The 26943-nt window shown below is 55.0% G+C and carries 24 protein-coding genes; 5 read left to right on the top strand and 19 right to left on the bottom strand.

Annotated features, from left to right (window positions below; translation table 11 throughout):
- Window positions 1-1173, top strand: coding sequence for an amidohydrolase family protein (locus QBD29_RS06480; RefSeq protein WP_280100496.1), 1173 nt, complete (start codon window positions 1-3; stop codon window positions 1171-1173).
- Between the two features lie 95 nt (window positions 1174-1268).
- Window positions 1269-1895, top strand: a complete 627-nt coding sequence (locus QBD29_RS06475) for a cysteine hydrolase (protein WP_280100495.1) — start codon at window positions 1269-1271, stop codon at window positions 1893-1895.
- Between the two features lie 108 nt (window positions 1896-2003).
- Here the strand turns inward: QBD29_RS06475 and QBD29_RS06470 are convergent, their stop codons facing one another.
- The 14 genes from QBD29_RS06470 to cobT all read right to left on the bottom strand — a co-directional run bounded on the left by QBD29_RS06470 (window position 2004) and on the right by cobT (window position 17909).
- On the bottom strand, window positions 2004-2696 hold the full coding sequence (locus QBD29_RS06470; RefSeq protein ID WP_280100494.1) for a hypothetical protein: 693 nt from the start codon (window positions 2694-2696) through the stop codon (window positions 2004-2006).
- Window positions 2686-3189: a GSCFA domain-containing protein gene (locus tag QBD29_RS06465; protein WP_280100493.1), complete on the bottom strand. Its 504-nt coding sequence runs from the start codon at window positions 3187-3189 to the stop codon at window positions 2686-2688. Before QBD29_RS06465 ends, QBD29_RS06470 begins: the two co-directional genes overlap by 11 nt.
- Entirely contained in the window at window positions 3173-3613 is a 441-nt protein-coding gene (locus QBD29_RS06460) for a GSCFA domain-containing protein (protein WP_280100492.1), read from the bottom strand. Before QBD29_RS06460 ends, QBD29_RS06465 begins: the two co-directional genes overlap by 17 nt.
- Before the next feature lie 169 nt (window positions 3614-3782).
- Window positions 3783-4721, bottom strand: coding sequence for a fatty acid desaturase family protein (locus tag QBD29_RS06455; RefSeq protein WP_280100491.1), 939 nt, complete (start codon window positions 4719-4721; stop codon window positions 3783-3785).
- Entirely contained in the window at window positions 4721-7018 is a 2298-nt protein-coding gene (locus tag QBD29_RS06450; RefSeq protein ID WP_280100490.1) for a molybdopterin guanine dinucleotide-containing S/N-oxide reductase, read from the bottom strand. Before QBD29_RS06450 ends, QBD29_RS06455 begins: the two co-directional genes overlap by 1 nt.
- Window positions 7019-7041: 23 nt before the next feature.
- Complete coding sequence (locus QBD29_RS06445; RefSeq protein ID WP_280100489.1) at window positions 7042-7452, bottom strand: MarR family winged helix-turn-helix transcriptional regulator; 411 nt, start codon at window positions 7450-7452, stop codon at window positions 7042-7044.
- Entirely contained in the window at window positions 7452-8036 is a 585-nt protein-coding gene (locus QBD29_RS06440) for an amino acid synthesis family protein (RefSeq protein WP_280100488.1), read from the bottom strand. The genes QBD29_RS06445 and QBD29_RS06440 overlap by 1 nt, the downstream gene beginning before the upstream one ends.
- Entirely contained in the window at window positions 8033-8617 is a 585-nt protein-coding gene (locus QBD29_RS06435) for an amino acid synthesis family protein (protein ID WP_280100487.1), read from the bottom strand. Before QBD29_RS06435 ends, QBD29_RS06440 begins: the two co-directional genes overlap by 4 nt.
- Window positions 8610-9416: a UPF0280 family protein gene (locus QBD29_RS06430; RefSeq protein WP_280100486.1), complete on the bottom strand. Its 807-nt coding sequence runs from the start codon at window positions 9414-9416 to the stop codon at window positions 8610-8612. Before QBD29_RS06430 ends, QBD29_RS06435 begins: the two co-directional genes overlap by 8 nt.
- The gene (locus QBD29_RS06425) at window positions 9413-10822 is read right to left on the bottom strand and encodes a 6-hydroxynicotinate reductase (protein ID WP_280100485.1); all 1410 of its coding nucleotides are present in this window, start codon (window positions 10820-10822) and stop codon (window positions 9413-9415) included. The genes QBD29_RS06430 and QBD29_RS06425 overlap by 4 nt, the downstream gene beginning before the upstream one ends.
- Window positions 10815-13550 (bottom strand): molybdopterin cofactor-binding domain-containing protein, encoded by a 2736-nt coding sequence (locus QBD29_RS06420; RefSeq protein WP_280100484.1) that lies wholly within the window; start codon window positions 13548-13550, stop codon window positions 10815-10817. Before QBD29_RS06420 ends, QBD29_RS06425 begins: the two co-directional genes overlap by 8 nt.
- Entirely contained in the window at window positions 13550-14371 is an 822-nt protein-coding gene (locus QBD29_RS06415) for a xanthine dehydrogenase family protein subunit M (protein WP_280100483.1), read from the bottom strand. Before QBD29_RS06415 ends, QBD29_RS06420 begins: the two co-directional genes overlap by 1 nt.
- 109 nt (window positions 14372-14480) lie before the next feature.
- Window positions 14481-16703: a response regulator gene (locus tag QBD29_RS06410; protein ID WP_280100482.1), complete on the bottom strand. Its 2223-nt coding sequence runs from the start codon at window positions 16701-16703 to the stop codon at window positions 14481-14483.
- 189 nt (window positions 16704-16892) lie between these two features.
- Window positions 16893-17909 carry a nicotinate-nucleotide--dimethylbenzimidazole phosphoribosyltransferase gene (gene cobT / locus QBD29_RS06405; RefSeq protein WP_280100481.1) on the bottom strand — a complete coding sequence of 339 codons (1017 nt, stop codon included), beginning with the start codon at window positions 17907-17909 and terminating at the stop codon, window positions 16893-16895.
- A gap of 157 nt (window positions 17910-18066) precedes the next feature.
- Between cobT and QBD29_RS06400 the strand changes: the two genes are divergently transcribed.
- Window positions 18067-18843: an adenosylcobinamide-GDP ribazoletransferase gene (locus tag QBD29_RS06400; protein ID WP_280100480.1), complete on the top strand. Its 777-nt coding sequence runs from the start codon at window positions 18067-18069 to the stop codon at window positions 18841-18843.
- Between the two features lies 1 nt (window position 18844).
- On the opposite strand, the gene QBD29_RS06395 is transcribed toward QBD29_RS06400, so the two are convergent.
- A complete protein-coding gene (locus QBD29_RS06395; protein ID WP_280100479.1) occupies window positions 18845-19954 on the bottom strand; it encodes a pyridoxal phosphate-dependent aminotransferase in 1110 nt (369 codons plus the stop codon).
- Between the two features lie 127 nt (window positions 19955-20081).
- Between QBD29_RS06395 and QBD29_RS06390 the strand changes: the two genes are divergently transcribed.
- Together QBD29_RS06390 and QBD29_RS06385 are read left to right on the top strand one after the other, a co-directional pair.
- Complete coding sequence (locus QBD29_RS06390) at window positions 20082-20240, top strand: Tat pathway signal protein (protein ID WP_280100478.1); 159 nt, start codon at window positions 20082-20084, stop codon at window positions 20238-20240.
- A gap of 261 nt (window positions 20241-20501) precedes the next feature.
- Window positions 20502-20690 carry a hypothetical protein gene (locus QBD29_RS06385; RefSeq protein WP_280100477.1) on the top strand — a complete coding sequence of 63 codons (189 nt, stop codon included), beginning with the start codon at window positions 20502-20504 and terminating at the stop codon, window positions 20688-20690.
- A 159-nt stretch (window positions 20691-20849) separates the two neighbouring features.
- Here the strand turns inward: QBD29_RS06385 and QBD29_RS06380 are convergent, their stop codons facing one another.
- The 4 genes from QBD29_RS06380 to QBD29_RS06365 form a co-directional block, all read right to left on the bottom strand.
- Window positions 20850-23795 (bottom strand): valine--tRNA ligase, encoded by a 2946-nt coding sequence (locus tag QBD29_RS06380; protein WP_280100476.1) that lies wholly within the window; start codon window positions 23793-23795, stop codon window positions 20850-20852.
- A gap of 150 nt (window positions 23796-23945) precedes the next feature.
- Window positions 23946-24680, bottom strand: a complete 735-nt coding sequence (locus tag QBD29_RS06375) for an aspartate/glutamate racemase family protein (RefSeq protein WP_280100475.1) — start codon at window positions 24678-24680, stop codon at window positions 23946-23948.
- Complete coding sequence (locus QBD29_RS06370; protein ID WP_280100474.1) at window positions 24680-25804, bottom strand: Xaa-Pro peptidase family protein; 1125 nt, start codon at window positions 25802-25804, stop codon at window positions 24680-24682. The genes QBD29_RS06375 and QBD29_RS06370 overlap by 1 nt, the downstream gene beginning before the upstream one ends.
- The gene (locus QBD29_RS06365; RefSeq protein WP_280100473.1) at window positions 25797-26867 is read right to left on the bottom strand and encodes a pyridoxal-phosphate dependent enzyme; all 1071 of its coding nucleotides are present in this window, start codon (window positions 26865-26867) and stop codon (window positions 25797-25799) included. Before QBD29_RS06365 ends, QBD29_RS06370 begins: the two co-directional genes overlap by 8 nt.
- Window positions 26868-26943: the final 76 nt, after the last annotated feature.

The raw sequence follows: 26943 nt of genomic DNA, 5'->3' as shown, positions 1-26943 counted from the left end.
ATGACAAAAACCGTGATCAAAAACATCGGCCTGATGCTTTCGGGCAAAATCGAGGCCCCTATCGCGGATGCGGATTGCATTATCGCAATGGACGGAAAGATCACGGAAATCGGCTATGGCAAGGATATGGATATCGACCAAGCCGACACACTGATTGATGCCATGGGTGTGACCTGCGCCCCTGGTTTGATCGACAGTCACATTCACCCGGTCGTGGGCGATTACACCCCACGCCAACAGCAGCTCCACTGGATCGATTCAACGCTGAACGGCGGTGTCACAACCCTTATTTCCGCTGGCGAAGTCCACATGCCAGGCCGCCCGAAAGACATTGTCGGCCTAAAAGCGATGGCCATCGCAGCACAGCGTTGGTACGAAAATTTCCGCCCCTCAGGTATGAAAGTCCACGCTGGTGCGCCCGTGATCGAACACGGCATGGTCGAACAGGATTTCAAAGACTTGGCCGATGCGGGCGTGAAACTGCTTGGTGAAGTGGGCCTTGGCACCGTGAAAGACGGCAAAACCGCCCAAGAAATGGTTGGCTGGGCGCGCAAATACGGCATCCAATCCACGATCCACACGGGCGGCCCGTCCATCCCTGGCTCAGGCTTGATCGACGCGGATATGGTGCTTGAAACGGGTACAGATGTTGTTGGCCACATCAATGGTGGGCACTCGGCCCTGCCTGACGATCAAATCGTTTGCCTGTGCGAAAACTGCACGGCGGCGCTTGAAATCGTCCATAACGGCAACGAACGCGCTGCTCTGCTCACGCTCAACACCGCACGCGAATTGGGCAAACTCGACCAAGTCATCCTTGGCACTGATGGCCCTGCAGGATCAGGTGTGCAACCCCTTGGCATTTTGCGCATGGTGGCCATGCTCTCAAGCCTTGGAAATGTCGCCGCAGAAACCGCCTTTTGCTTTGCCAATGGCAACACAGGACGCCGCCGAGAATTGGACACAGGACTACTCGAGGTCGGCAAAGCCGCGGATTTTGTGCTGATGGATCAAGCGCAGCACGCACCTGGCAAAAACATTCTGGAAAGCATCCAACTCGGTAATCTGCCTGGTGTTGGCATGACCATCATCGACGGCAAAGTCACCAGCGGACGGTCGCGCAACACGCCCCCTGCAAACCGCATACCAGAAGTTGTGACATCACCTTCCTAAGGTTAAAAAACTGAAACAACTTTTTTGTTTTCAATATTTCCCACTGCGATCTGGGGGTGTGAACCCCCTAGCCTCACAATCAGGACCGACACACAATGGCAAACGCAAACACCCCAAAACGCGCCCTGATCGAAGGTCGCGCCGCCTTAATCGTCATCGACATTCAGGCCTCGACCTTTATCGACGACAGCGCAGTGCGCAGCATCGACAATATGCCTGGCTACAAAGACCGCATGTTAGAGGCCCGCAAAGCCATTGATGCGGCCCGCGCTGCCGATATCCCCGTGATCTTCATTCAAGAGGTGCATCACCCAAGCCTCGTTGATTTTGGCCGCGAACTGGACGGGGACGAAGACATTCATTGCCTTGAAGACAATCCCAAAACCGCCATCGCTGTCAAAGAGATGGATTTTCGTCCCGATGATTTTCTGATCCGAAAACGCCGTTACTCTGCCTTCTTTGGAACTGATTTTGAAATACTTCTCAAAGGGTTAAAGGCGGAAACACTTATCCTTGTTGGCGGGCTTACAGATGTTTGCGTGCATTATACGTTTGTTGATGCCCATCAATCCGATTATTTTTGCCGTGTGATTGAAGACTGTGTTGCAGGGTCAAGCATCGAGGCGCACAACGCATCGCTCAAGGCGATGGAATACCTGCAATCTGGCGCAATCCAGTCCCTTGATGCGGTGACAGACGCCATGAAAGCCTACAAACGTTAACCCCGTTTTGGAAACCATTCCAAAGGCAACACAACAGTCAGGCATAGGGGGGCGTTTCACGCCGCCGCCCCATTGCCATCATTGGGGCCTGTGGGCAATTACCTCGCCTTACGCGGCCGCTTTTTTTTGCCCAAACACGCCGTGGTCCAAAAGGGTCTTTACGGCCAATTCACCATAGTCTGGACAGGCGTGAACGCCGTCTTCGTTTAGCCATTTGCGATCAAGCGCCGTGGTCATATCTTTTGTGATCATCACGCTTGGGTCAAACACATCCGCGCCCAATTGCACCATCCGATCACAGATCAGCTCAACAAATTGCAACCGATTGTGCCGTGCATCGGCCCGTGGTGGCACCACCATCGTTAAATCTGCTACTTTCGCTATATTCTTGATAATACGAAAGTTTTTACCGTTGCTCGCCTCAATATATTGCTGCGCAAATCCGCGCGACAAAACCGTTTGCGCGTTTTCTCCGCAACTGCCATCTGCCGCAGCAATACCATGGTCAAACGCCGAAACCGCTGACATCAGCATCCCCATGTTAAACCCAAAGGACGCAATCACAGGCAATCCCGCATCAAAGATGTTATCAACACCCATCTGTTCTTTGACGGCGTTCAGTTTTTTCTTCGGTGGGCCGGGTTGTGCAATCAACCCACGGCCAGGATGAAAAGCATATTTGCCCTCAAACCACGCGCCACCACTGGCCCGCACATGGTGGTATTCTATGCCCAAACGCTCACAGCCGCGCGCCAGTGTGTCGGTGTGGCTGTCGCCAATAATCAAAACCTCAGCTTGCATTTGACAACTCCAACGCCATTTCTTCACAGACCAATTCGTCCGCTTCTTCCTGTTCGATCATCGCATCAATACGCGCGGCCACATCATCCACACGTTCAACGGCGTCTTGGCCGAGCCGCAACCCGCCAAAGAAATATCCCATCACCACATCCACGCCTTCACGTGCCACAGATCGTAAGTTTTGTTCGTAAAACATGCCCTTGGTCGGGGTTCCGGAAATAACCTCGTAAGATGGGAAATAATCCACGCAGTCATGGCCGTGAGCCAAATCCCCTGCAACCGAACGCAGCACCGATTTTGAATAGGTTGTCGCGGCCAGAACATGATCGTCGGACGCGGTCGCTGTCAACGGCACGGGGGACACAGTTAGCAACACATTGATGTCTGGGTTCATGCCTTGCATCATCACTAGCGCATGGTCAAAGTCGGCCACAATTTCGGGGTAGCGATAGTTTTTAAACACATGCACATTCGCATCAAACGAACCTGCCACAGTGCCAGGGCACATCGGGTTCAATGGCAGGGCGCAGACTGTCGTAAAAGCGCCCGTCCTGTTCCCATGTTTCGATCAATGCACATTGGGATGGATCGTTGGCCAAGACCAACCACATCAGCAATTGCCGCGTTGTATAAATGTTACCCGTGCGTGATGAAAACACACCATAGTTATACGCCTGCGCCACAGGGGGCGGCGTGCGGGCGGGCGCACGTTCTGTGTTCACCCAATCCATTTTACGTTCGCGGAGTTCACGGCTGATGTGTTGTGCAAAGCACGATCCATAGGTGCTAAATCTTGCGTTTTCAGGAAGATCCCACTTTGAACGCCAAAAACTCTCGTACTCAGAAACACCTACTTGGGATACACCTGTTCGCCAAAACTTGTGCGCAGGCAACTGCGCATAAGGGTTTTGTGTCATTTCTGCCTCGTCTTGTTGGTCTCTGTTCCTGTATCAGGTCCGGACCAATTTTTTGTTATGTGTCTCTTAATCGGACAAGATCACAATGAAAGACGAAGACGCGTCAAACAACAGGCAAGAAAATCGAAAATCTGCAACGTTGCACGAAAGACTCACACAACTGATCCGCTCACGCAGGTTTTGACGCCGCCAGTTTGATCACATCCCAGTAACTGCGCCCAATTCGCATGGCATCCCCGTGCCCCTTTTCAATCATCAACTGATGCAATCGGGGCAAATGACGACACGGCACATGCATGATCAAATGATGTTCCAGATGGTAATTCACGTAATAAGGCGCCAAGAACAGCCGCATGATCGGCCCCGCCTGTGTGGTGCGCACATTGCGTAAGGGATCGTTTGAAAACTCCACCACCCCGTGTTCGGCAATATTGCGAATGCGCAAAACCAATTGAAACCACGTCAACAGTGGCAGCATCCAGAACGCAAACCACCACCACCATGCACCAACCGCCCACATGATCGCAAAAATCACGGCATTTGCGATGATCGCGCGGCCCAAAACAGGCCCTGAAAACGCCTGCGCGAGATCATCCGCGTTCACATCATCTGTGTCACCCGCCAGCTTAAACGCCATCATGACCTGCTGAGAACGCTGTTTGAAACCCGTTTGCCCAGAAATATCCCGCCACACTTTGCGCCACATGCTGGCCTTTGTCGTGGGAAATGGACGTGACAAGTTCAGATCAGGGTCTTTATCCGTTTGCGTGTGCTGGTGGTGCTGTAAATGATAGCGGCGATATTCAAACACATCTGCCAGAATGGGCCGCCCGCACAGCCATTCCCCCGCAAATTCATTGTATGTTCGCGTTTTGAACAACGCCACATGGGCCGCCTCGTGCATCAAAATGGCCAAACCCAATTGACGCGATCCAATTACCATAACCGCAAGAATAAACGTTAGAACATTCGGCCAAAAGGCAAAGCCCGCCAACGCCAATGCAATCACACCCCAGCAATGCACAACCAGCCAAAGCCCCCACCAATCTGACCGCCCGTTAAAGCTGCGTATTTCCTCTGGGGTTAAAAACGCTTTGCCGGGTGTCATCACTCTCTCCAAATGATTTCAGGGGGGTCGAAGGCCCGCACACGAGGTAGTTCAGCATTAAACTTTTCTACATCCACAAGACAGGAATGGGCAGTTGGTCCCTGCCCCAACTGCGATGTTCCCACATCTCGCGTCAACGCATTCGGGTTTCCGTGCCGGCACATGCCGTTTTCATCTGGATCCCACCATGCCCCTGTGGACATGACAATCACGCCGCTGCGCACTTCGTCTGAAACAACTGCGACGCCCAACGCGGCACCGCGCGCGTTAAACACCTTTACCGCGTCCCCATCAGAAATCCCACGGGATTGCGCATCTTTGGGATGCAATACCACAGGTTCGCGATCCTTGATCTTGCCCGCAGCAGACACATTGCCCTGATCCAACTGCGAATGCAGTTTGTTGCGGGGTTGGTTGCTAATCATATGCAACGGATGGTCGCCCACATCCCCAAGCCATTCATAAGGCACGCGCCAGACCGCATGACCGGGGCAATCGTCGTAGCCAAACCCTGCAACAACATCGGAATAAATCTCGATCTTGCCCGATGGCGTGCCCAAAGGGTTTGCCAATGGGTCCTCACGAAACGCCCGCAACATCACCGTTGGTTTTTCCTGCTTTGGCGTCTTATACCACCCCATCTTTTGCAGTTCGTCCCAATCGGGCAAACCCAAACCCTCGGCCTCTGGGTTTTGCCGCGTTTTGTCCCACATCCAGCGCAACCATTCCTCTTCAGAACGGCCTTGCGTGAAGTCTTCTTCGGCCCCGAGTTCGGCGGCAATTCCTTTGAATATCTGATGATCGTTGCGCACATCTTTAGGCGGTTCCACCACCTTTTTCATCGCCACAATATAGGGATCACGCTGTGCCAGTTGCAGGTCTTCACGCTCCACATGTGTTGTCACAGGCAGCACAATATCCGCCCGTTTCGCCGTCGCCGTCCAACACCAATCATTCACGATAATAGTGTCTGGCTTTTCCCACGCACGGGCCAAACGGTTCAAATCCTGATGGTGGTGATACGGGTTCCCGCCAGACCACCAAACCACCTTAATGTCAGGATACTGCAAGGTTTCACCGTCATAATGGTGTTTTCCACCTGGATTTTCCAATAATTCTGCAACACGGGCCACAGGGATATAATCCCCCACGCCGTTTCTGCCCTTCGGTAATTCTTCAATCGGGGTCAGATGCGCATCGCTCCCGATGGAGTTCTCAGCACTAAAGCCAAACGCCACGCCACCGCCTTCCAGCCCGATCTGACCCAGCATCGCAGCCAAGGTAATTGCCATCCAAAAAGGCTGCTCGCCGTGATGGCTGCGCGTCAGCGACCAGCTGACAGAAACGATACTGCGTTTGCGGGCCATCTTACGGGCCAGATTGCGAATATCATTCGCTGGAATCTCCGACAATGCGCTCGCCCAATCCGCATCTTTAGGCTGCCCGTCTGACTCCCCGATTAGATACGGCACAAACCGATCAAAACCGCTGCAATAATCGCGCAAAAACGCTGTATCATGCAGCCCTTCGGTGTAAATCGTATGGGCCATGCCCAACATGATTGCCACATCAGATGTGGGCCGTGCCGCCCACCATTCCGCATCCAATTCCGCTTCCATATCGGATCGCAGTGGGCTGATATTTACAAATTCGACGCCAGCATCCCGCGCCATGTGCAGGCCTTCGCGTTGTACGTGGCGGCCTGTTCCACCTGCTTCGATCTGGCCGTTTTTCACGGGAATTCCGCCAAAAGCCACAACCAATTCACCCTCTGCTGCAACGGAACGCCAACTGGTGGTGCGGTTCATGTTATCGCGATAATTTCCCAAAACATGGGGCACAATCACCTCGGCCGCCGCAAAGGAATAAGTGTTCTTGGATGACGTATACCCCCCGATGCAGTTCAAAAACCGCTTCATTTGGGTTTGCGCATGGTGAAACCGCCCTGCCGATGCCCACCCATAAGACCCCGCATAAATCGCCTTATTGCCAAAATCCTTGCGCACACGGCGCAATTCATCGGCCACCAAACGGTTCACTTCATCCCATGTCACTTCGACAAAAGCATCTTTGCCACGCAGATCACCACGGGACCCCGGACCATTTTCCAACCACGATTTGCGCACCATTGGAGCGGTAACCCGGCTCGGCGCATCAAGTGCATCAACGATTCCGTTGCCAATCGGGCTTGGGTCGTCGTCATCTTCGAAATTGTGCAGCTTAACCAACTTACCGTCCTGCACTTCGGATCGGTAAACACCCCAATGGGTCGATGTCAGCGGAAACTCTTCGGCCATAAGCGCACTCCTTACGCGCGGCGTCACGTCAACCGCGTCAGCATATCCAGAAAAACCCTGCGCTCGTCCGCCGTCAAGGGGGCCAGCGTCTCATCCGTTACAGCTTGGCCAAATTTATGCAAGTCTTCGATCATTTCCTGCCCTTTTGGGGTCAAAGAAACCACCGTGCGTCGCTTATCCCCAGGATCCGCTCCCAGCGCAACAAAACCCTTTGCTTTCAGCCTCGTAACCACCCCTTTAATGGTGGCCACGTCCATCGCCGTGCGCCGCCCAAGCAGGTTTTGCGAACAACTGCCCATTTCTGCCACGCGCACCAGTGCAGAAAACTGCGTTGGCGTCAGACCCAGCTCAGAATGTTTGTTGAAAATGGTCGCGTGGCGCTGGCTCGCCAAACGCAGAATATATCCGACCTGTTCATCCAGCCGATAGCTCATCAACGCAACCCATCCTTGCCCTCGGCGTCTTGGTGCGTCAGTCCGCCCACACGCGGCAGCGGGCGCCCGCTGTCAGTGACTGCCACCGCCACAAGGATTTCATTGCGGCGCGGTGCATCGTTCATCCGCACTTCGATTCCGTCAAAATGGCTGCGCACATAGGCAGCATCCTTGTGGCCCAGCGGCACATCCAAATCCTGCCCTGGTCCACCCATTTTCTTGGATGACGGAACCAGCGCCGCGCCCTTTTCCACCGCTTTTCGCAACGGCGCACCCAGTTGTGGATGCAGGATCGCAGCCGCATGTTCCAACTCTCCGTTTTCGCCCACCATCGCCGCCTTTCCGTAACTTTCGGCCTGTTCGGGTTTGATCCCAAGCGCTGCAACGCATTTATCCCCCAGCAGGGCTCCCAGCTCAGCGCCAATTTCCATAAGCGGTTCTAAATCCTCAACATATTGGCCCGTAAACGGGTTTTCGATCACGGCGACAGCCACCGCTTTGCGGGTGTTTGGATCAATGGTTTTGCCCATTTCCATGTGCGTTTCTTCCACCCAAACGGCGGTCTTTCTGATCTTTGCACTCATCGCAGACCATCCTTTCCTTCAACATCTTTTGCGGCCAAACCACCGACACGCGCATGAATGCGCGGCCCCGTGCTCATCACCAAAATAAACAGCAGTTCATCAGCGCGCGGTGCATCGTTCAAACCGATTTCCATGGCGTCAAAATGGCTGCGCACATAACTTGCGTTGATGTGGGTAATCGGCACATCCAACCGCGTGCCAACCGCGCCAACTTTCTTGGTCGACGGCACAATCGCCGCCGCATTACCAAGCAGTTCGCGCATCGCATAGCCGCCTGGAACATGCCACAACGCCCCATGCTCCAATTCCCCATCAACGCCGACAATGGACCCTTTCCCATAGCCTTCAACGGCAGACGGTTCATCGCCCAGTGCCTCCAACCCCTTTTGTGCCATTTGCAAGCCCAAAGGCTTCAAATCCTCCATAAACTCCGCGATATCAGTATGGTAGGCACCGGCGTAGGGGTTTTTAATCACCGCAATCGCAGCCGCTCTGCGCAAAGGCAGCTCGGGGATTGGGCCAAACTCGTGGTGAATCTCTTCGACCACAGTTACGATTTTTCGAACCACCACATCAGGCATGGGCCAACTCCTTTGTTCCAAAAACACGAGATTGCCCCTGCAACACAATAAAGGCAGATTGGATACGCTTGGACCGAACCAAGTTTTTCGCAAATGCCTCCCCCGCGTTCAAGGCTGTGTCAATTTGGTTTAACGTTAAATCACCACAACCTGTGACAACCAATTGCTCCCCTAAATCGCTATCAGGATCCAGTTCACAGGCCTTGCAGCGTTCCACTTGCGGTGCATCAACATTCACCGCATTTGCGATCAAAGTCGCCGCCACATCCGCCGCAGCAGCCGTTTTCGCCAAAACCGTAACGCTATCGGCAATCCCTAGGGACAAGCTGCGCCCTCCGCGCCCACTTGTGGCAATGCCCCCAATGCCGTCGCCCGCTTGGATCGTCATTTTCCCCAGCGCTGTCGCGTCCAACCCCGCCACTCCAACGTCAAAGCGTCCATGGTCAAGATGTATGGCGAGGTCCCCACCGTTGTTCACATAAGCCTTTGATATATCGAATGGTTTCATGGCCGACAAAACTTCATCCGCCACCGCACCAGCCACCGCTGCCATCGGGGTCACGAACCCCATATGGCCTGATGCTGCCTGTGCCATCCGCCGTGCCACATCGCCTTTGGGCGCAACGGGCATGGCTGTGCGCAAAAGGGGCAATTCCGCCACCAATTCTTGTAAAACAGTTGAAAACCGCGCCTCTGCCGCCGCGAAAGCAGCCTCGCGCGCACCGTCCGCCCCGATAATCAGGTCAATCGGCCCATGCTGCAAATGCAACCGCCCACCAGAAATCCGCGCGGCAATCATTCAGCAGCCTTTGCGCCAACACGGCGTTCTTGCCCGTTCAGAATGTCATCCACATCCCGAATTTCATCAATAAACCCGCCAAGCGCCGCGTAATCCTCGCGACGCATGGTGAATTCTATGGGGGCGACCAGCGCAGGGGTTGGCACATACCCAAACGCGTTTGATGGCATTTGCGTTACATCTGCCATCACGGTGATCCCACCCCCTGGCCACAAATACGCATCCGCACCGCCAATGGTCACTTGCGTTAACGTTTCGCGCACGGATCGTGTCAGTTTCACCGGATTCTCTGTCACCCCTGCGCGCAAAGACCCGCCCGCGCCACCCATGAACACCACCGAACACACCGATGGCTCGCAATTCTCCGCAACCCGTTCTGCACTCGCACGCAATTCTGCAGAGGGTTCTGCCACTTGGGGCACCAAATCGGTATCGAGTTCGAAATAGGCCCACTGCTCACCCGTTGTGGACACCATGAACAACCGCAATCCCGGCCAAGCCACCTTTGGATTGATAGATTTGATCACTTTCAGCGGGTCTTCGATATCTGTTCCGCCCCACCCCGTGCCTGGTTCTGCCACCTGAAAATATCGCCCTGGCGTCGATCTGCGCCCGACCACACGAATGCCACTTGGCGGGATGTCCAACAATACGCCCGCCTGATGTTCCGACAGAACGCCAGTGATGTGATCATCTACCACGATCACCTCATCTGCGTGGCCTTTCCACTGTGCCGCGAACATACCAATCGCCGCCGAGCCACAGCCCACTCGCATCAAGTTTTCACGCGCGCCGTCAATCACAGGGGCTTTCCCAGCTTGCACAATTACGACTGCACCATCGTCAATCGTTAATTCAACAGGTTCACAATTGCACAAAGACAACAAAGCATCACAAGTGACCCGCCCTTCCTTTTTGGACCCACCTGTCAGGTGATCTACACCACCGAGGGACAGCATTTTGCTGCCATATTCGGATGTCATGACATGGCCAATGGCCTCTCCGTTTGCACGGACAATGGCGCGCTCTTCGCCGATATGGCGGTCCGTGTCGATCTTCACTTTCACGCCGCAATAGCTGAAAATTCCTTCGGTTACGACCGTGACCATGTCCACACCACGGGTTTCAGCGGACACAATAAACGGGGCAGGTTTGTAATCAGGATAGGTGGTACCCGCCCCAATCGCCGTCACAAACGGGCGATGCCCCTGTACGATATCTCCATCCCAATCCGCACCCATAAAGGGCACAGCGGGACCACCATTTTCGATCACGGTCAACGGGTCGAGCCGCACCAAATCTCCGCCGTGATTGGCATAACGATCGCAAGCACCCGTTCGCCCCTCGGCAATAAAGCACAGCACAGGGCAGGCATCACAGCGGATTTTTTCGGGCCGATCAGCCATTTTGCGCCTCCAGAATTGCCGCGCGCAATCGCGACGGTGTGACAGGCACGCGCCGCATCTGAACCCCCGCCGCATTGTTAATCGCGTTCATCAATGCGGGCGCTGTTGGGATCAAAACATGCTCTCCCAACCCTTTTGCGCCATAAGGACCGTGCGCATCTGGCTCTTCTACAATCACCGTTTCAATGGGGGGGATGTCCCCAATTGTCGGGATCAGGTAGTCATGCAAATTCTCGGTTCGGCCTGGAAAATACTCTTCCATCAATGCCATACCGAGCCCTTGCGCAATGCCCCCATGAACTTGCCCCTCAACCAACATCGGGTTGACCGCATGACCCACGTCATGGGCCGCAACAAAACGAACAGGTGTCACCGTGCCCAGATCCATATCCACATCAACAACCGCCAGATGGGCCGCATAGCCAAATTGCGCATAAGGAACACCTTGACCATTTTCGTCGAGCGGTTTGGTCGGTGGATCATAGGTTTCTTCGGCCCGAAACACATATCCATCTGTGTCCATGGTCAGCGATGCGAGTGGTATTTCGTTCACCATTGAACCATCAGAAACCAAAACCACACCGTCACCTGCCGCAATACGTGCTGTCGCGCTGTCCATATTGCAGTGCCGCAAAATCTCTGCCCGCAAGGCGAGCCCTGATAACCGCGCTGCATTGCCAGACACAAACGTCTGGCGCGATGCACTGGTTTTTCCCGCATCTGGCGTCACATCCGTGTCTGCGCCAATCAATTCCAATCGATGCACATCACAGCCAAACGCCTGCGCAAATATCTGAGAAATAACGGTATTTGCCCCCTGCCCAATATCCATTGCCCCTTGATGCAGCACAAATGTACCATCTTTTCGCACACCCGCTTTGATCGTCGATGGATTGGGCAAAGACGTATTCCCACATCCATACCATCCCGCCGCGATGCCAACACCGCGCCGCACATTACTCGCGGTTTCGTTGAATGTTGCCACCTCGGCCAGCGCATCGTGCCATGGCTTTCGCAACGCCTCAAAACACGCGCCAATGCCGACTCCTTGGTCAAAAACCTGCCCACAAACTGTCGGCACACCGTTTTTCAGCGCATTTCGAACTCTGAATTCCAGCGGATCAATCCCACATTTGGCAGCCAGCTCATCGAACAAAACCTCCTGCGCAATCGCGGCCTGTGGCACGCCAAACCCGCGAAACGCACCACTTGGTGGGCAATGGGTATGTACGCCCACCGCCTCTGCGCGGTAATCCCGCACCACATACGGGCCAGAGGCATGGACCGGCACGCGATTTGCCACCGTGGGCCCCCATGACGCATAGGCGCCTGTGTTGAAAATCCCATCAAACCGCATTCCCGAAACCATTCCATCCGCATCCGCGCCGATTTCAACGCGCATGGTCGCAGGATGCCGTTTTGTGGTGCTTTGCATGCTTTCGCGGCGCGAATAATTGATCCGCACAGGTCCCTGCACGGCCAAGGCCGCTAACGCCAAATACGGCTGAACCGAAAGGTCGAGCTTTGAGCCAAAACCGCCACCCACCCCAGTTGGCACCACCCGAATTTGGCTGCGATCCATGCCAAGAATGTCTTCAAGGCTCTCGAGGTCCATCACTGGAGCTTGCGTGCAGGCATGCACCTCAACGCGGCCGTCAACACTGTCGGCAAACCCAGCTTCGGGTTCGATATAGGCGTGTTCCACAAACCCCGTTTCAAAGCTGCCAGACACGCGATGGGCGGCATTTTTTAGTGCAGCATCGCTGTTGCCACATTCAACAAATCCTTTGATCATCACGTTGTTTTTGCGCCCCGAATGCAGGTTTGGTGCGTCTGATTGCATGGCTTTTACGGGGTCTGTGACGCTTGGCAGTTCCTCCCAAGTGATTGGAAACTCACTGTCATTAAACCGCGCAATGGCATCAGCTGTACCGACAACGGCGGCCACCGCTTCCCCGCGAAATCGTGTTTCATCCACGGCAAAGACTGGTTGATCGGCAAAAGGCGGGATCACTCCAAAACAATTTCGCCCTTTCACGTCCGCCGCCGTTAGGACCGCCAAAATCCCATCGGTATTGGTGCGAAATCCTTCTAAATCGCCAAAACGAAAACCAGCACGCGCAAATGGCGCGCGCACCACATGCACCACAGCCGCATTTCGCCCAGCAACATCGTCACCGAATTTTTCGGATCCTGAAACCTTATCCGCGCCGTCCAATCGGCGGATCGCGCTGCCCATTTCGCCCGATCCGTTCAAAGCAGGCGCCCCGCCTTGGGCGGCTTCGTTTACCGCATCCAAAATCTTGCGGTACCCCGTGCAGCGGCACAATACGCCGCCAAGCGCGTCTTCGGCACGCCCGACACCAGAGCGCATCCAAGCCACGGCAGACACGATCATACCAGGAGTACAAATCCCACATTGCGCAGCACCGTGATTTTGAAAAGCCTCGGCCAGTGCTTTGCCTTCATCGCCGTTGCGCAGGCCCGACACGGTTTCCACAGTTCGGCCAGATGCCTGTGCGCTGGCCATCAAACACGCACAGGTTGGCGCCCCATCCACAAGCACGGTACAAGCTCCGCAATCCCCCGCGTTGCATCCGATTTTAACGTCTTTTGCGCCGCATCGTTCGCGCAAACTGGCCGACAAACGTTCCCCTGTTGGGGCGTCAAAGGACACATCTTCACCGTTTAACACAAATCGGATCAAGGGTACGCCCGAACCATCCATTATGCCGACTCCAGCGCCGCATGTATCGCACGTTCAATCAAAGTCACCACCACGTCGAGCCTGTACTCCGCCGATCCGCGCACATCTGTGAGGGGCGTTAACCCGTTTAAATGCAGGGGCTGGACAACGCCATTTGCCTCACTCATTCCGATCAAATCCGCCTCAAGCAGATGCAACCGCTGTGCGATGGGGGCGCAGGCTCCAACGGCCACGCGCGCATCTGCGACGCATCCGTTTTCTATGCGCAAAACAACAGCCACCATCGCTATGGAGATCACCAAATAGCTGCGACTGCCAAGTTTGAGAAAGCTCGACACCGCATCGCCCAGATCAGGAATGTGAATCGCGGTCAAAATTTCGCCAAGTCGTAAATCAGTTTGGCGCACGCCCCTTAAAAACCGATCAAGCGGCAAAAGACGCGTGCCGTCGGGCCCCGCCAGTTCCACACGCGCATCCAGCGTTGAGAGTGCCGGCACCCCATCCGCAGCAGGGCTTGCATTGCACAGGTTTCCCGCAATCGTGCCTGCATTCTGAATTTGAACAGAGCCAACTTCCCGTGCCGCCAGTTTCAGCCCGTCAAATACAGGGGGCAGGTCCGCATGAACGATTTGGCTCCACGTTGTGGTCGCCCCGATCCGCCACCCATTTGGAGTTTTCGCGATCCCTGCCAGCTCTTCAATTCGAGTTATGTCAAGAATGGGGAAATCAGGTAATACATCGCCGTGGCTGGGATAAAAATCTGTCCCGCCCGCCAATATTTTCACACCCTTCGTCTGGGCATCGCGCACCGCTTGATCGAGAGATGTTGGCTGAAGATACATACAGACTCTGGCGAAAGATCGTTTGCACACTAATAAATCGCGAAAGCGGCGATACTGTCAACTCTCTTTCATGCGACACTGCGAAAGGCATGAGCCAAAATCACCAGCTTCAGGCAGATACCGTGCCAATGGTTTCCAACAGCAGTGCCTTTTTCAACGGTTTTGGCAGAAACGCGTCCATGCCCGCATCAAAACACTTGCGCCGGTCGGCTTCGGTGACATTCGCGGTCACCGCCACAATCGGGCATCGGCGCAGGCTGTCTTTGGCTTCTAGGGCGCGAATTTCACGTGTTGCGTCAAACCCGTTTTTGTTCGGCATACTCAGGTCCATCAGCACAAAATCAGGGCGGTTTTCAACATATCGCTCAACGGCTTCCACCCCGTCCTGTGCAAATTCAATGGCGTGACCCGCGTTTTTCAACATGGATTTGATCAACAAACGATTGGTGCGATTGTCCTCTGCCACCAGCAGTCGCATTTGCGGTGCGGGTGCTTCCTTGATTGATGGGACGACCCCTTTTTTAGGGACCGCACACTCAACGCCATCAACCAATGGCTCTCCCGTCATGACCACAGCCGTAGTTTGCTCATTCAATTTCGGCACGTACCGGGATCGATGGGGGCGCTCCTGATCCACAAACACTGGAATCTTTAGCTTAAATCGGCTGCCACCGTTCGATCCTTGGCGAAACACAATACGGCCGCCCAACAATGTGGCCAGATTTTTAGCCGTTGCCAGCCCCAACCCCGCACCATCGAAATTGCGCGTGTCTGCCTCGTCCACTTGCTCAAACGGTTTGAATATTTCACCAATTTTTTCATCGGGTATCCCAACGCCGGTGTCTTCCACCGCGATGTGCAGCCAATTGTCCTGTTCCACCCAAGCCTTAAGTGTCACGGATCCTTTGGCGGTAAATTTCACCGCATTGCTGACCAGCCGATCCAAGATTCCATGCACAAACGAAGGGTCCGTGCGCAGTGTGACCCGCGCCGTTTCGGTCACGTTTGCGATCATATCAATCCCTTTTTCCCCCGCGATCATCTGATATTTACCCAGCACCGAACCAACAATTTCATCCACGTCGATGTCTTCAAACTGGGTTTCGATACTGTTGCTTTGCGTGCCTGCAATTGTAACGATATTGTCTACCAGACTCATCAAGCGGTGCGCAGAAGCGTCAATGATATCAAGCGCTTCGGTCTGCTTGAGATCAAATGATGTTTCTTGCAACATCTCAATCCCCCCTAAAATACCATTGGCAGGGGTGCGCAACTCATGGCTCATACGCGAAAGAAAAGCGGTCTTTTCGCGATCCGCATCTTCTGCCGCGAGCAGGGCCACACGCAATTGATTTTCTCGCGCCACCACATCACTGACATCCCGTTCAACCGCAATAAATGCCTCGATAGAGCCGTTTGAATCAATCACAGGTGTTTGGTGGGTTTCCACCCATATGGCCCGATTGTCTTTGGTGCGGTTCAAAATACGCAGCCGCACGGGTCGTTTATTGCGCCCCGCCTCGACCAATTTTTGGATCGCTTTAGGCGAGGTATCTGGATGGTTCAACAGCTGTGCAGGCGTGCGCCCAATGGCATCTTCGGGAGCATAGCCCGTTACATTGGTAAACTGCGGGTTAACCCATTTTATGTTCAAAGCGGCATCCATCAGGATGATGGAATCAGATGCGTGTTTGGCCACCAACGCCAACCGTTCGGCATATTCAGATCGGCTCAGCAACGCCCGTTCTGCATGGCGCATTCGCTGCTCGCGATGGGCCAAATGTGTAAACAACCCCCACAACATCCCCCCTATCGCGGCAAGCATCGCAGCCTCTGACACCATCATCACTAGCGATATGTTACCAATCATCCAAGACTGCACCAAAACCGCGCCAGCAAAGCCGCTCAGCCCGACAATTCGCAGATGATGCGAAGGGCGGTGATATTGAGCCAAAAGCATGGAATTGATCACCGCACCCATCAACACGGTCCAAGCCAGCAAACGCATTTCATTGGAGTAAATGCCAGTCAAAAACAGCCCGCACCCAATGCCAATGGATTGCACAAAACTAGCAATTATTATGCTGCGCCCAACAATTTTTTGATCAAAAACATCCCGTTTCAACCATTTACGCAGCACCCAATATTCCACGAAATCCAACGGAACCGCCACCAACGCCACCAGCAAAGATGTCAACGGTGACGCCGCAATCGCCAAGAGCAAACAAGCCGCGCCGACAACACACACTCGCATCCAAATCGTGCCACTGCGCGCCTTTGCATATCGGCGCAACATCCCGGCCGGCGCATAGGCCGCGTCAAACTTTTTCAAAGTATCGTATCGTTTTTTGCTTGTTTGGTTCACCAAAGGCCCTTCGCGCTGCTGTTGCGCAGGGCCCGAGCCCCGCGCACCATGTGACGGGCCGTTCTGTTTCAATGAAACGGGATACAGCCCAAACAAAGACGTTTGCGCTGACTTTAGGGTGTCAACCTTAATAAACTCTGACTAGGGTCTATGGAATTATCCCTCAGACACGCCTGCTTCGGCAAAAGTGGCCATGCCAGAATGACAGGCCAGCGCCGCCTTCATCACACCAATGGCCAACGCCCCGCCCGATCCTTCGCCCAACCGCAGGCCGAGCGACAAAATCGGCTCCTTGCCGATGGCAGCCAAAACCCGCGCGTGAGCGGCTTCATGGGATTGATGCCCAGCCACGGCGTGATCGAGCGCACCTATTTGTGCGACCTCCAAACAAGCCACCGCCGCGGTGCAAATAAACCCATCTATCACAACGGGGATGCCATGATGCCGCGCCGCAGCTACCGCTCCAGCCATGGCTGCCAATTCGCGCCCACCCAAACAGCGCAACGCCTGCAAGCCATTGTTTTCAGCTTCTGGATTGGCGGCCAAACCTTCGCGTACAACCCTGGCCTTTAGCGCCAGCCCTGCATCATCAACGCCTGTGCCGCGACCAACCCAGTCTTCGGCCTCGCCCCCATAAAGTGCATGGCAAATCGCCGCCGCTGATGTGGTGTTGCCAATGCCCATTTCACCCGCCACCAGCAAATCCGCATCTGGCTTTACCGCGTTCCAGCCTGCCAACAGTGCCGCTACGACGTCGTCCTCGCCCATCGCTGCGCCCGCCGTGAAATCCGCCGTTGGTGAGTCAAGATCAAGCGCAATTACATCCAACGTGGCGCCAAAGGTTTCACACAATTGGTTAATCGCAGCACCACCGTGTTGAAAGTTCAGCACCATTTGCGCGGTTACCTCGGCTGGAAAGGCAGAAACACCACGTGCCGCTACTCCATGATTTCCAGCAAACACAACGACCTGCGGAGACGTGATCTTAGGCGCAGCTTCCCCGCGCCAGCCCGCATACCAAATGGCAATATCTTCCAGACGACCGAGCGCCCCTGGAGGTTTTGTTAACTGGCCATTGCGGGCCTCAGCCGCGCCCAATGCCTGTTCATCTGGCCCCGCAGCGGTCTTTAAAATGGCTTCAAAATCGCTCAGGCTCGAAAATGGCTGTGTCATGGTCGGTGTCCCTTTGACTGTGCGCGCGTTCGGGCACAGAAGTATCATTGTTTGACCCCGTCTTTACCCATAAATTCAAAGCAGGGAAATCAGATTCGCGAAGGCTTTTGCACCTTGCACGACACAAGCCAACCATTGGCGCCAAAAGGGACAGATTATGGATAAAACAAAGAACTGGCTGACCCAATTAGATGTACAACCCATCGACATCCCTGCTGCATTTACTCTGTTGACCCGCCTGCCCCTGCCCGTCGATCACGCCAAAACGGGCGAACGGGCTGCGCGGGCCGCTTGGGCCTATCCCTTTGTGGGTGCGGTTCTCGGGCTTATTGCGGGTGTCATTGCCTTGTCTCTTGCGGCCTTTGGCGTGCAAACGGGAATCGCTGCGGCTGTGGCGCTTGGCACGTTGATGCTGCTGACAGGTGCATTGCACGAAGATGGACTATCTGATTGTGCAGATGGGCTTGGTGGCGGCACCACATTGAAAAAACGGCTCGAGATTATGAAGGACAGCCGCATCGGTGCTTTTGGTGCGGCGGCACTGGGTGTAACGCTGCTGGCCCGCTGGTCGGGGTATGATGCGGTGATTACGGTGGATTGGCTGTGGGCTTTTGTGGCAGTTGGCACGGCATCGCGCCTGCCAATGGTTTTGGTGATGTACGGTATGCCCCTGTCACGGCCAGACGGGCTCGCGGCTACTGTTGGGCTCGTCACGGCTCCTATTGCCATTATAGCAACCCTGCTCACCGTTATTCTGTGTGTCATCAGCATTGGCCTCTTGGCTCTTCCTATGCTGATTGTGATGATCCTTGCCTGTCTGCCGCTGTGCTGGCTCGCATGGCGGCGCATTGAAGGGTACACAGGCGATGTGCTCGGCGGTTGTCAGCAAATCGCGGAAATCGCCGCGCTCGCGATGCTCACGACGATCTTATAACCTAGCCTTCAGACGCCGCTTCAAGCGCCAGTGGGAATTGCAGCTCAAGCAAGGATAAATCCGCCTGCTGGCCGACCGACACCCGAATGCACCTGTTTTGCGGTTCCACAAATGGCATACGCACAAAAATGTCGCGTGCAATCAACTGATCCAGAACCGCCTTGGCAAAGACACCGTCCTGCCCGCAATCAATCGCAACAAAATTGGTCGCGGACGGCACAACAGACAATCCTTGTTCTTCGGCGATCATTGCAATTCGCTTACGGCCAGCGGCCACAGCGGCCACTGTATTGCGCAGATGCGCCTGATCTTTTAACGCCGCCAACGCGCCCGCTTGGCTGATCCGCGACACACCAAAATGATTGCGGATTTTGTTAAAACCTGTGATCACGTCCTCATGCCCAATGGCATAGCCCACACGCGTTCCCGCCATGCCATAGGCCTTTGAAAACGTGCGCATTCGGATCACACGCGGATCATCAATATCCAGCTTGGGCGCATGACCATCAGGCGCAAATTCGACATAGGCCTCATCCAGAACAAACAAACACCCGTCAGGGACTGCCGCAATTGCCGCTTCGATCACCTCGGCAGAATGCACCGTGCCCATGGGATTGTCAGGATTGGCCAAATACACCAACCGCGCACCCACTTGGGCGGCTTTTTGCATCACCGCCACGGGATCTTCGTAATCTCCGTCATAGGGTACTGTTACCAGCTCGCCGCCAAACCCGGCCACGTGAAAATTGAATGTGGGATAGGCCCCTTCAGACGTCACAACCTTTACGCCCGGCTCTACCACCATGCGGCACAGATAGCCCAGCAAACCGTCAATGCCTTCGCCCACAACGATGTTTTCCATGCCGACTCGATGATGGGTCGCCAGCGCCTGCTTCAGGTCGAAATTCTCTGGATCGCCGTATTGCCATACATCTGCCGCTGCATCCGCCATGGCCGCAATCGCCAAAGGACTTGGCCCAAACACATTCTCATTGGCCCCCAAGCGCGCAGAAAACCCGCGCCCACGGGCCCGTTCCTGCGTTTCTGGGCCAACAAATGGCACGGTCGCAGGCAATCCTGCCACCAAATCTGTGTACACGGGTCCTGCCATTCTATGTTCCTTTTGCAATGCTCTTAGCCCCTTTCAACACCATCCGTTGCGCCCCTTCAAGAGGCAGCAAACCTTGAAATCGGGCCACCACTCCCCATCTCTGTTACAAGCATCAAAGGGGGCCATCATGCTCACACGTCGAACATTTCTTGCAACCACCGCCGCGGTGGCATCCGTGCGTGCCATTCCACAGGTTGCGAAATCCCCCGCCCCGCGTCGCATTTTGACGCTGGTTTACGACAAGGCGCTCGGCGGAATGCGGGCCATTGATAAGTTGGTGCGCTAGGAATCGGCAGAAATTTCGGTCAATTCTCACCGCCAAATCAGACAGTTAACATAACAAATAGTCACCCTAGTGGTGTCTTTTCAAATCGCGTTACACACCCACAAGATGTACGCTTATCAAGGTAAATAATTTAATTTCACATTAAAATTGTTTATTTTCAATAACTTATGTGATATCTCAAAAATGTTACCCACAACCCCTTGTCGTCATAATTTTGCCACATACCATATATTGTGTCACCAACTGACAAGGAACATTGAAATGACACCGATCAAATCCACCGAGTACCTGAACCACTCAAAGCGTTTGCATCGCCCTAAAACGGTCCTCGATCTGCGCGAGTACAACATGATCCACGCGGCCCCAGTCGAAGATGGCCGTCCTATCCTAACACTGCGCTTTGACCCGCACTCTGGCGCCTTGGTCCCACGGGACCCGAACCTGACCTAAGTTTTGTCCGGTGGGACCTGCTCGTCCCACCCCTGCCTCGGCTGCATGACTGCTCGCAGCCCACTTTCACCCCAGCCTTGTGCTGGGGCTTTTTTTTGAGCAGTCCCAAAACAAAAAAAGGCGCTCGAAAGCGCCTCTTTAAATCAATTCGGATTGGAATTACCCCAGCGCAGCAACCCGATCAAACGCCGCCTTGAGCGTATCCAGCTCAACCCCAGCCGCTTCCAATCGTTCGCGGTTCTCTGCAACCACGGCTTCGGGCGCATTGGCCACAAACTTTTCATTCGCCAGCTTGCCTGTCAGCCCACCGATTTCTTTGGTCAGCTTGTCCATACCTTTCTGCAGACGGGCCTTTTCCTCTTCGATGTCGATCACATCGGCCAACGGCAGGCAGAACGACCCACCTTCCACTGGCAAGGTAACAGCCCCCTTTGGTGCTTCATCCGCTGTGGTGACAGCTTCAATTCGCCCCAGACGCATGATCATCGGCAGATTGCGTTCCATCGCGCCCTTGCCAGCATCATCCAACGCCAACTGAACCATCGGAATTTTCGCCCCAGCATTCACGCGCATTTCAGTGCGAACAGATCGGATTTGCTCAATCAGGCTCACAACCCAATTCATTTCGCGGTCCGCATCCGCATCTACCAGCTCGGCGCCATAGGTCGGCCAATCCGCATGGATCAGCATCTTCTGACGCTCTGCAATATCACCCCACAGTTGTTCGGTGATGAATGGCATGATCGGGTGCAGCAGGATCAAACACTGGTCCAAAACCCAAGACAACGTCGCCTTGGTTTCGGCCACCGCCGCCGCATCATCGCCCTGCAACAACGGCTTGGACAGCTCCACATACCAATCGCAAACCTTGCCCCAAACAAAAGCATAAAGCCCGTTGGCCGCGTCATTAAACCGATACTGTTCCAACGCCGTATCAACCACTTCACGCACTTTAGCGGTCTCGCCCACGATCCATTTGTTCAACGTCTGCTCAACGGATGCAGGGTCGAACCCCTCAACAGGGGACGCCTCATTAAACTCCGCAAACCGCGCAGCGTTCCACAGCTTGGTGCCGAAATTGCGGTTCCCCTTCACACGATCCTTAGACAGCTTCAACGTCCCACCCAGCGCCGCCATAGACGTCATGGTAAAGCGCAACGCATCCGCGCCAAACTCATCCACCAAATCCAGCGGATCCACAACATTGCCCAGCGTCTTGGACATTTTCACGCCCTTCTCGTCGCGCACGAGGCTGTGCAAGTAGATGGTATCAAACGGAACTTCGTCGACCACCTCCAACTGCATCATCATCATCCGCGCCACCCAGAAGAACAGAATATCCGCACCCGTGATCAGCGTAGAGGTCGGGAAATATCGCTCCAGCTCCTCAGTCTCATTCGGCCAACCGAGCGTCCCGATAGGCCAAAGACCAGAAGAGAACCATGTGTCGAGGACGTCAGGGTCGCGCCAAAGGAAAAAGCGAGAGGTGCTATCCGTGGCTAAAAGACTCTTCTCTTGTGAGTCGACCCAATCTACTGCTTCTCCAACGATTTCGAACTTCTGACCGCTCGCTTGATACTTTGTCTTTGCCTGAGAAACCGCTTCTTCGAACGATGGCGCACAAAACATAACTGGATTACCGTAGTCATGTTGCCACCCACCGCCTTCAAGTCGGGTCAGTGCAGGCCCATACCAAACCGGTATCTGATGTCCCCACCACAACTGGCGCGAGATACACCACGGCTCGATGTTCTCCATCCAGTGGTAATACACCTTCGTGTCCCGCTCGGGCAGAATCCGAACGGTCCCGTCCTTCACTTTTTCGAGCGCAGGCACCGCCAGCTTGGCCGCATCCACATACCACTGGTCCGTCAGCATCGGCTCCATCACGACCTTGGAGCGATCACAAAACGGCTGCATGATCTTCTTGTCTTCCACTTCGATCATCAAGCCTTCGGCATCAATGTCCGCGATCACCGCCTTGCGCGCCTCAAACCGATCCATTCCGCGGTACGCATCAGGCACCAGATTGATCTGCTCAACCTCAGCTTCGGTAAATTCCGCGCCCTCAGCAATCGCCTTAGCCTTAGCCGCCGCTTCCGCATAGGGGCCACCATCATCACGCATCTGCGCCTTGGTATCCATCAACCGATAGAGCGGAATGTTATTGCGCTTCGCCACGCCATAATCATTCGCGTCATGCGCGCCCGTGATCTTCACCGCGCCAGACCCAAAATCAGGATCAGGATACTCATCCACAATAATCGGGATCAAACGGCGATGTTCTTTCGGCCCAACAGGAATTTCGCACAGCTTGCCAACCAATGGCGCATAACGTTCATCCTTGGTGTAAACCGCTACCGCCCCATCGCCGAGCATGGTTTCAGGCCGCGTGGTGGCAATGGAAATGTAATCCCGCGTTTCGCGCAGGGTCTCATTCCCGTCCTCGTCTTTTTCCACGTATTCATAGGTTTCACCCCCCGCCAACGGGTATTTAAAGTGCCACATATGCCCGTCGATCTCTATGTTCTCCACCTCAAGATCAGAAATCGCCGTCTCAAAATGCGGGTCCCAGTTCACCAGCCGTTTGCCGCGATAAATCAGACCTTTGTTATATAGGTCTACAAACACCTTCAGCACCGCATCATGGAAATTCTCATCCATAGTGAACGCATTGCGCTCCCAATCCGCAGACGCCCCAAGGCGTTTCAGCTGAGAAATAATCGTGCCGCCTTTTTCCTCTTTCCACGCCCAAACCTTCTCAAGAAACGCCTCGCGTCCCATCTCAGCCCGAGTGGGCAATTGGTCTGCCGCCAGTTGCTTTTCCACCTGCAACTGTGTGGCAATCCCCGCGTGGTCCTGGCCTGGCTGCCACAGCGTGTCAAAGCCACGCATCCGATGCCAGCGCACCATGATATCTTGCAGCGTGTTGTTAAACGCATGGCCCACATGCAGCGCCCCCGTCACATTGGGCGGCGGGATCATAATCGTGAAACTTTCATCACGGGATTTGTTCGCTCCCGCCCGAAACGCGCCAGCATCCTCCCATTTCTTAAAAATGGCAGCTTCCGCACGCGCGGCATCAAAATTCTTTTCCATCGGCATGGTCGTCGTCCCGAAAATTTAATGTTCAGGACTATCTAGCCTCGGCCGCGCCCAAGGAAAACCCGCGAAATGCGCAAAGGCACGGGTAATCGCGCCTATCACGCCTTTTTCTTGGTCCAAATATCCAAAACCCGCCCCAGCAACACGCCCCTAAACCGCAAATAGTCGACCAGGCCCGCGCACCTCTTTGCCCGCCAGTTTTGCCATATGCCACGCCAGCGCCGAATTGCTTGATATCACGGGCTTGCCTATGGCCGCTTCGGCCTCTTCGATGATCCCAAAGGCGCGCAGGTTCGTGCAGGACGCAAACACCACATCGCAATCGCTCGCCCCGACCTTTTTGATCGCGTCCAAGGTGGATGCTTCGGAAATCCGCGCCACAACGCTGTCGCGGCCTTCTTCAAACGACAGGAAATCGGCGATTTCAAACCCTTCACGTTCCAACAACTGCCGCATCATCGCCGAAACATCCGCCACATAGGGTGTCAAAAACCCGATCTTTTTCGCATGGAGCGCACGACACGCGGCCACCACCGCCGAAATCGGATTTGTCACAGGCACATCCGCATGCACCCCGTTCACAAGGCGCGCAATCTTTTCAGGCCCGATCACCGTCGCACCTGACGTACAGCCATAACCAATCGCCCCAAACGCCACATTTTGCGACAGCATCCCCGCAGAGGCAGGCAAATCCTGTTCCATCTGGCCGAGCGTTTCTGGGCTGACCTCTTCCTCAAAATGGATGCGGCTGTGATAGACAGGAACGCGACTTGGTCCAAAAACAGACGCCAGTTCAGGCTCCATCGTTTCATCTGTGGTCAACACAATTAACCCCAGCGGCCCAGCGCCGCCAAACCCTGTGTCCGTTTCAAACGCCTGTGCCATCAGATCACCACCAAATCTCGGCTGACCCGCGTGGTCAGCAGTTCGGGCGCACCCTCGGTGATCAGAATGTTTTCCTCCACCACCATCATGCGCGTCTCATCAATCATCAAAGATGGCTCCAAGGTCATCACCATCCCCGCTTTTAGTTCCGTATGGTCATGGGCCGCGATGGACGGCCATTCCGTCAACTGCATCCCCAAACCATGTCCGATCCGCCCGATATCTGACGCCCCGCCCAGAACCTTGGACATGGCAGTGAACAATTCAGAACAGGTCACACCTGGCCGCGCGGCCTCAAGCCCTGCTTCGGTCGCATCCCACAATTTTTGGTGCGCTGCTTGCGCGTCAGGCACGGCATGGCCAACCGCGAAATTGCGGTCAAAATCGCAGAAATACCCCTGCAGCGTGGACCCTGTGTCAAGCATCAACACATCCCCGTCCACCAGCGGCGTATAATCGGGCGGCGAAATCACATCGCCATATCCGCCCTGACCTGCGCCCCCGACAAGATAAGGCACATCCTCTGCCCCCTCTTCCAGCAGCGTTATTTTAAACTTGCGAAACACCTCGGCCAGCGGATCACCTGCGCCCGCCACATCGGGCAACCGCGCAAAGGCGTTCGAACCGATACGGCAAATCTTGCGATGCACGTCGATTTCCGCAGCGGATTTCACCGTGCGCAGGGCTTTGATCAGGCTCGAACAATCTTCAAACCGCCCTTTTATCCCCGCTTCGACATTGCGAAAATCTGTCAGGCTCATGCGCAGGCTCGCCTCTTCCCCCATCGGCACACCGATGCGATCAAAACCGCCCAGCGCCTCGATCAACAGGCTGACACCTTCGTCTTCCCCCCGTGGGCTGGGCCATGTGCGGATGTCATTTACCCACATCCGCCCCATCAATTCGGCCCCAATGGACGGGATCACCGCGATCAGCTCACCCGATTGGGGTACAATCACAAACCAAGGTCGCGTCGGGCTTTGCCAAAACAGGCTGCGAAATCCCGTGAAATACCGCACTTCGGCTTCGGTGTTCAGCAACAGCGCATCAAACCCCTGCGCCGCCATCGCGGCTTGGGCACGCGCGAGACGCGCCCCAAACTCTGCGGCAGGAAAATCAGTCATCCGATGGGCCTTCTGACAGCACCAAGAGAACCCGTGCATCTGGTCCCAGTTCACTTGCCATTGCAACGGTTGCCGCAAACCCAGCCCCCCCCGATGGGGAGGTGGCCAGATCAAACGGCGCTAATCGCGCTATTTCCGTGGCAACGTAATCGTCATCCAGGGTCAAAAACGCATCTGCATCCCGCGCCAGCGCCTTCAGTGCCAAATGGGATGGTTCTTTGCAATCCAAACGGCCCATATTAGACGGCGGACCAACGGTAAGGGCTGGTTTTTCCTGCTCAATACTGGCCTGCAACGCAGGGGCGGCTGTGGGTTCCACCACCGTGATATGCGGCCCATCCCCCCAAGCTTTGCGTGCGGCCACCGCCGCAGCAGAGGCCAAACCACCGACACCCGCTTGTAAAAACATATGGCTTGGCGCGTCGCCGTATTGGTCGATCATTTCTTCACACAACGCGAGATACCCTTCCATGATATCGCGCCCTGTGGTGTCTTCGACCCATGTGCTGTCAGACAGCAAGGTCCAGCCGTTGTCGACGGCGGCTTGCATAGCCGCGGCCATACTGGCCTCGTAATCATCACCTGCAATTTCCACCTGCGCGCCCATGGCCCGCAACCGATCCGCAAACCCAGATGGCACATGCACGGACAGGTAAATGACCGCTTTGGCCCCAAACACATTGGCCCCAGCAGCAACGGATACACCATGGTTGCCCGCGCTCGAAGTCACAAAAACGGTGCCGTTCAAGGCCGTTTTCGCCACCGCAGGATCAGCAATCGCATCGCCAATTTTCTTATGGGCCGCTTTGGCAATGGAAAATGCCGCGCCAAGCGCCTTGAAACTGCCAACCTGCATGCGATTGCGTTCATCTTTGATATGCAGCGATTTGATACCCAGGTCCGCCGCCAGTTCAGGACAATCCACCAAAGGTGTTTTCGCGTGAACGGGACAATGGGCCAACAAGGCAGTGACGAGGCTGGCATCAGCGGTAATATCGCCTTCGGCCAAACCTGTTTGCGCAGGCATACCAATGCCGCGCAGATGATTTTCTACGGTTTTCATGGGCCGTATTAACGGCGATTCTGCTTCAAAGAACCATCCTTAAACCGACACCATGACCAAAGTTTCGTCGCTCTTT

Origin of the sequence: Amylibacter sp. IMCC11727 (assembly GCF_029854195.1) — a bacterium.
In the GTDB taxonomy this organism is placed as follows: domain Bacteria; phylum Pseudomonadota; class Alphaproteobacteria; order Rhodobacterales; family Rhodobacteraceae; genus Amylibacter.
Note: the sequence above shows the minus strand (reverse complement) of the source record. Positions and strands in the feature narration are given on the sequence as shown.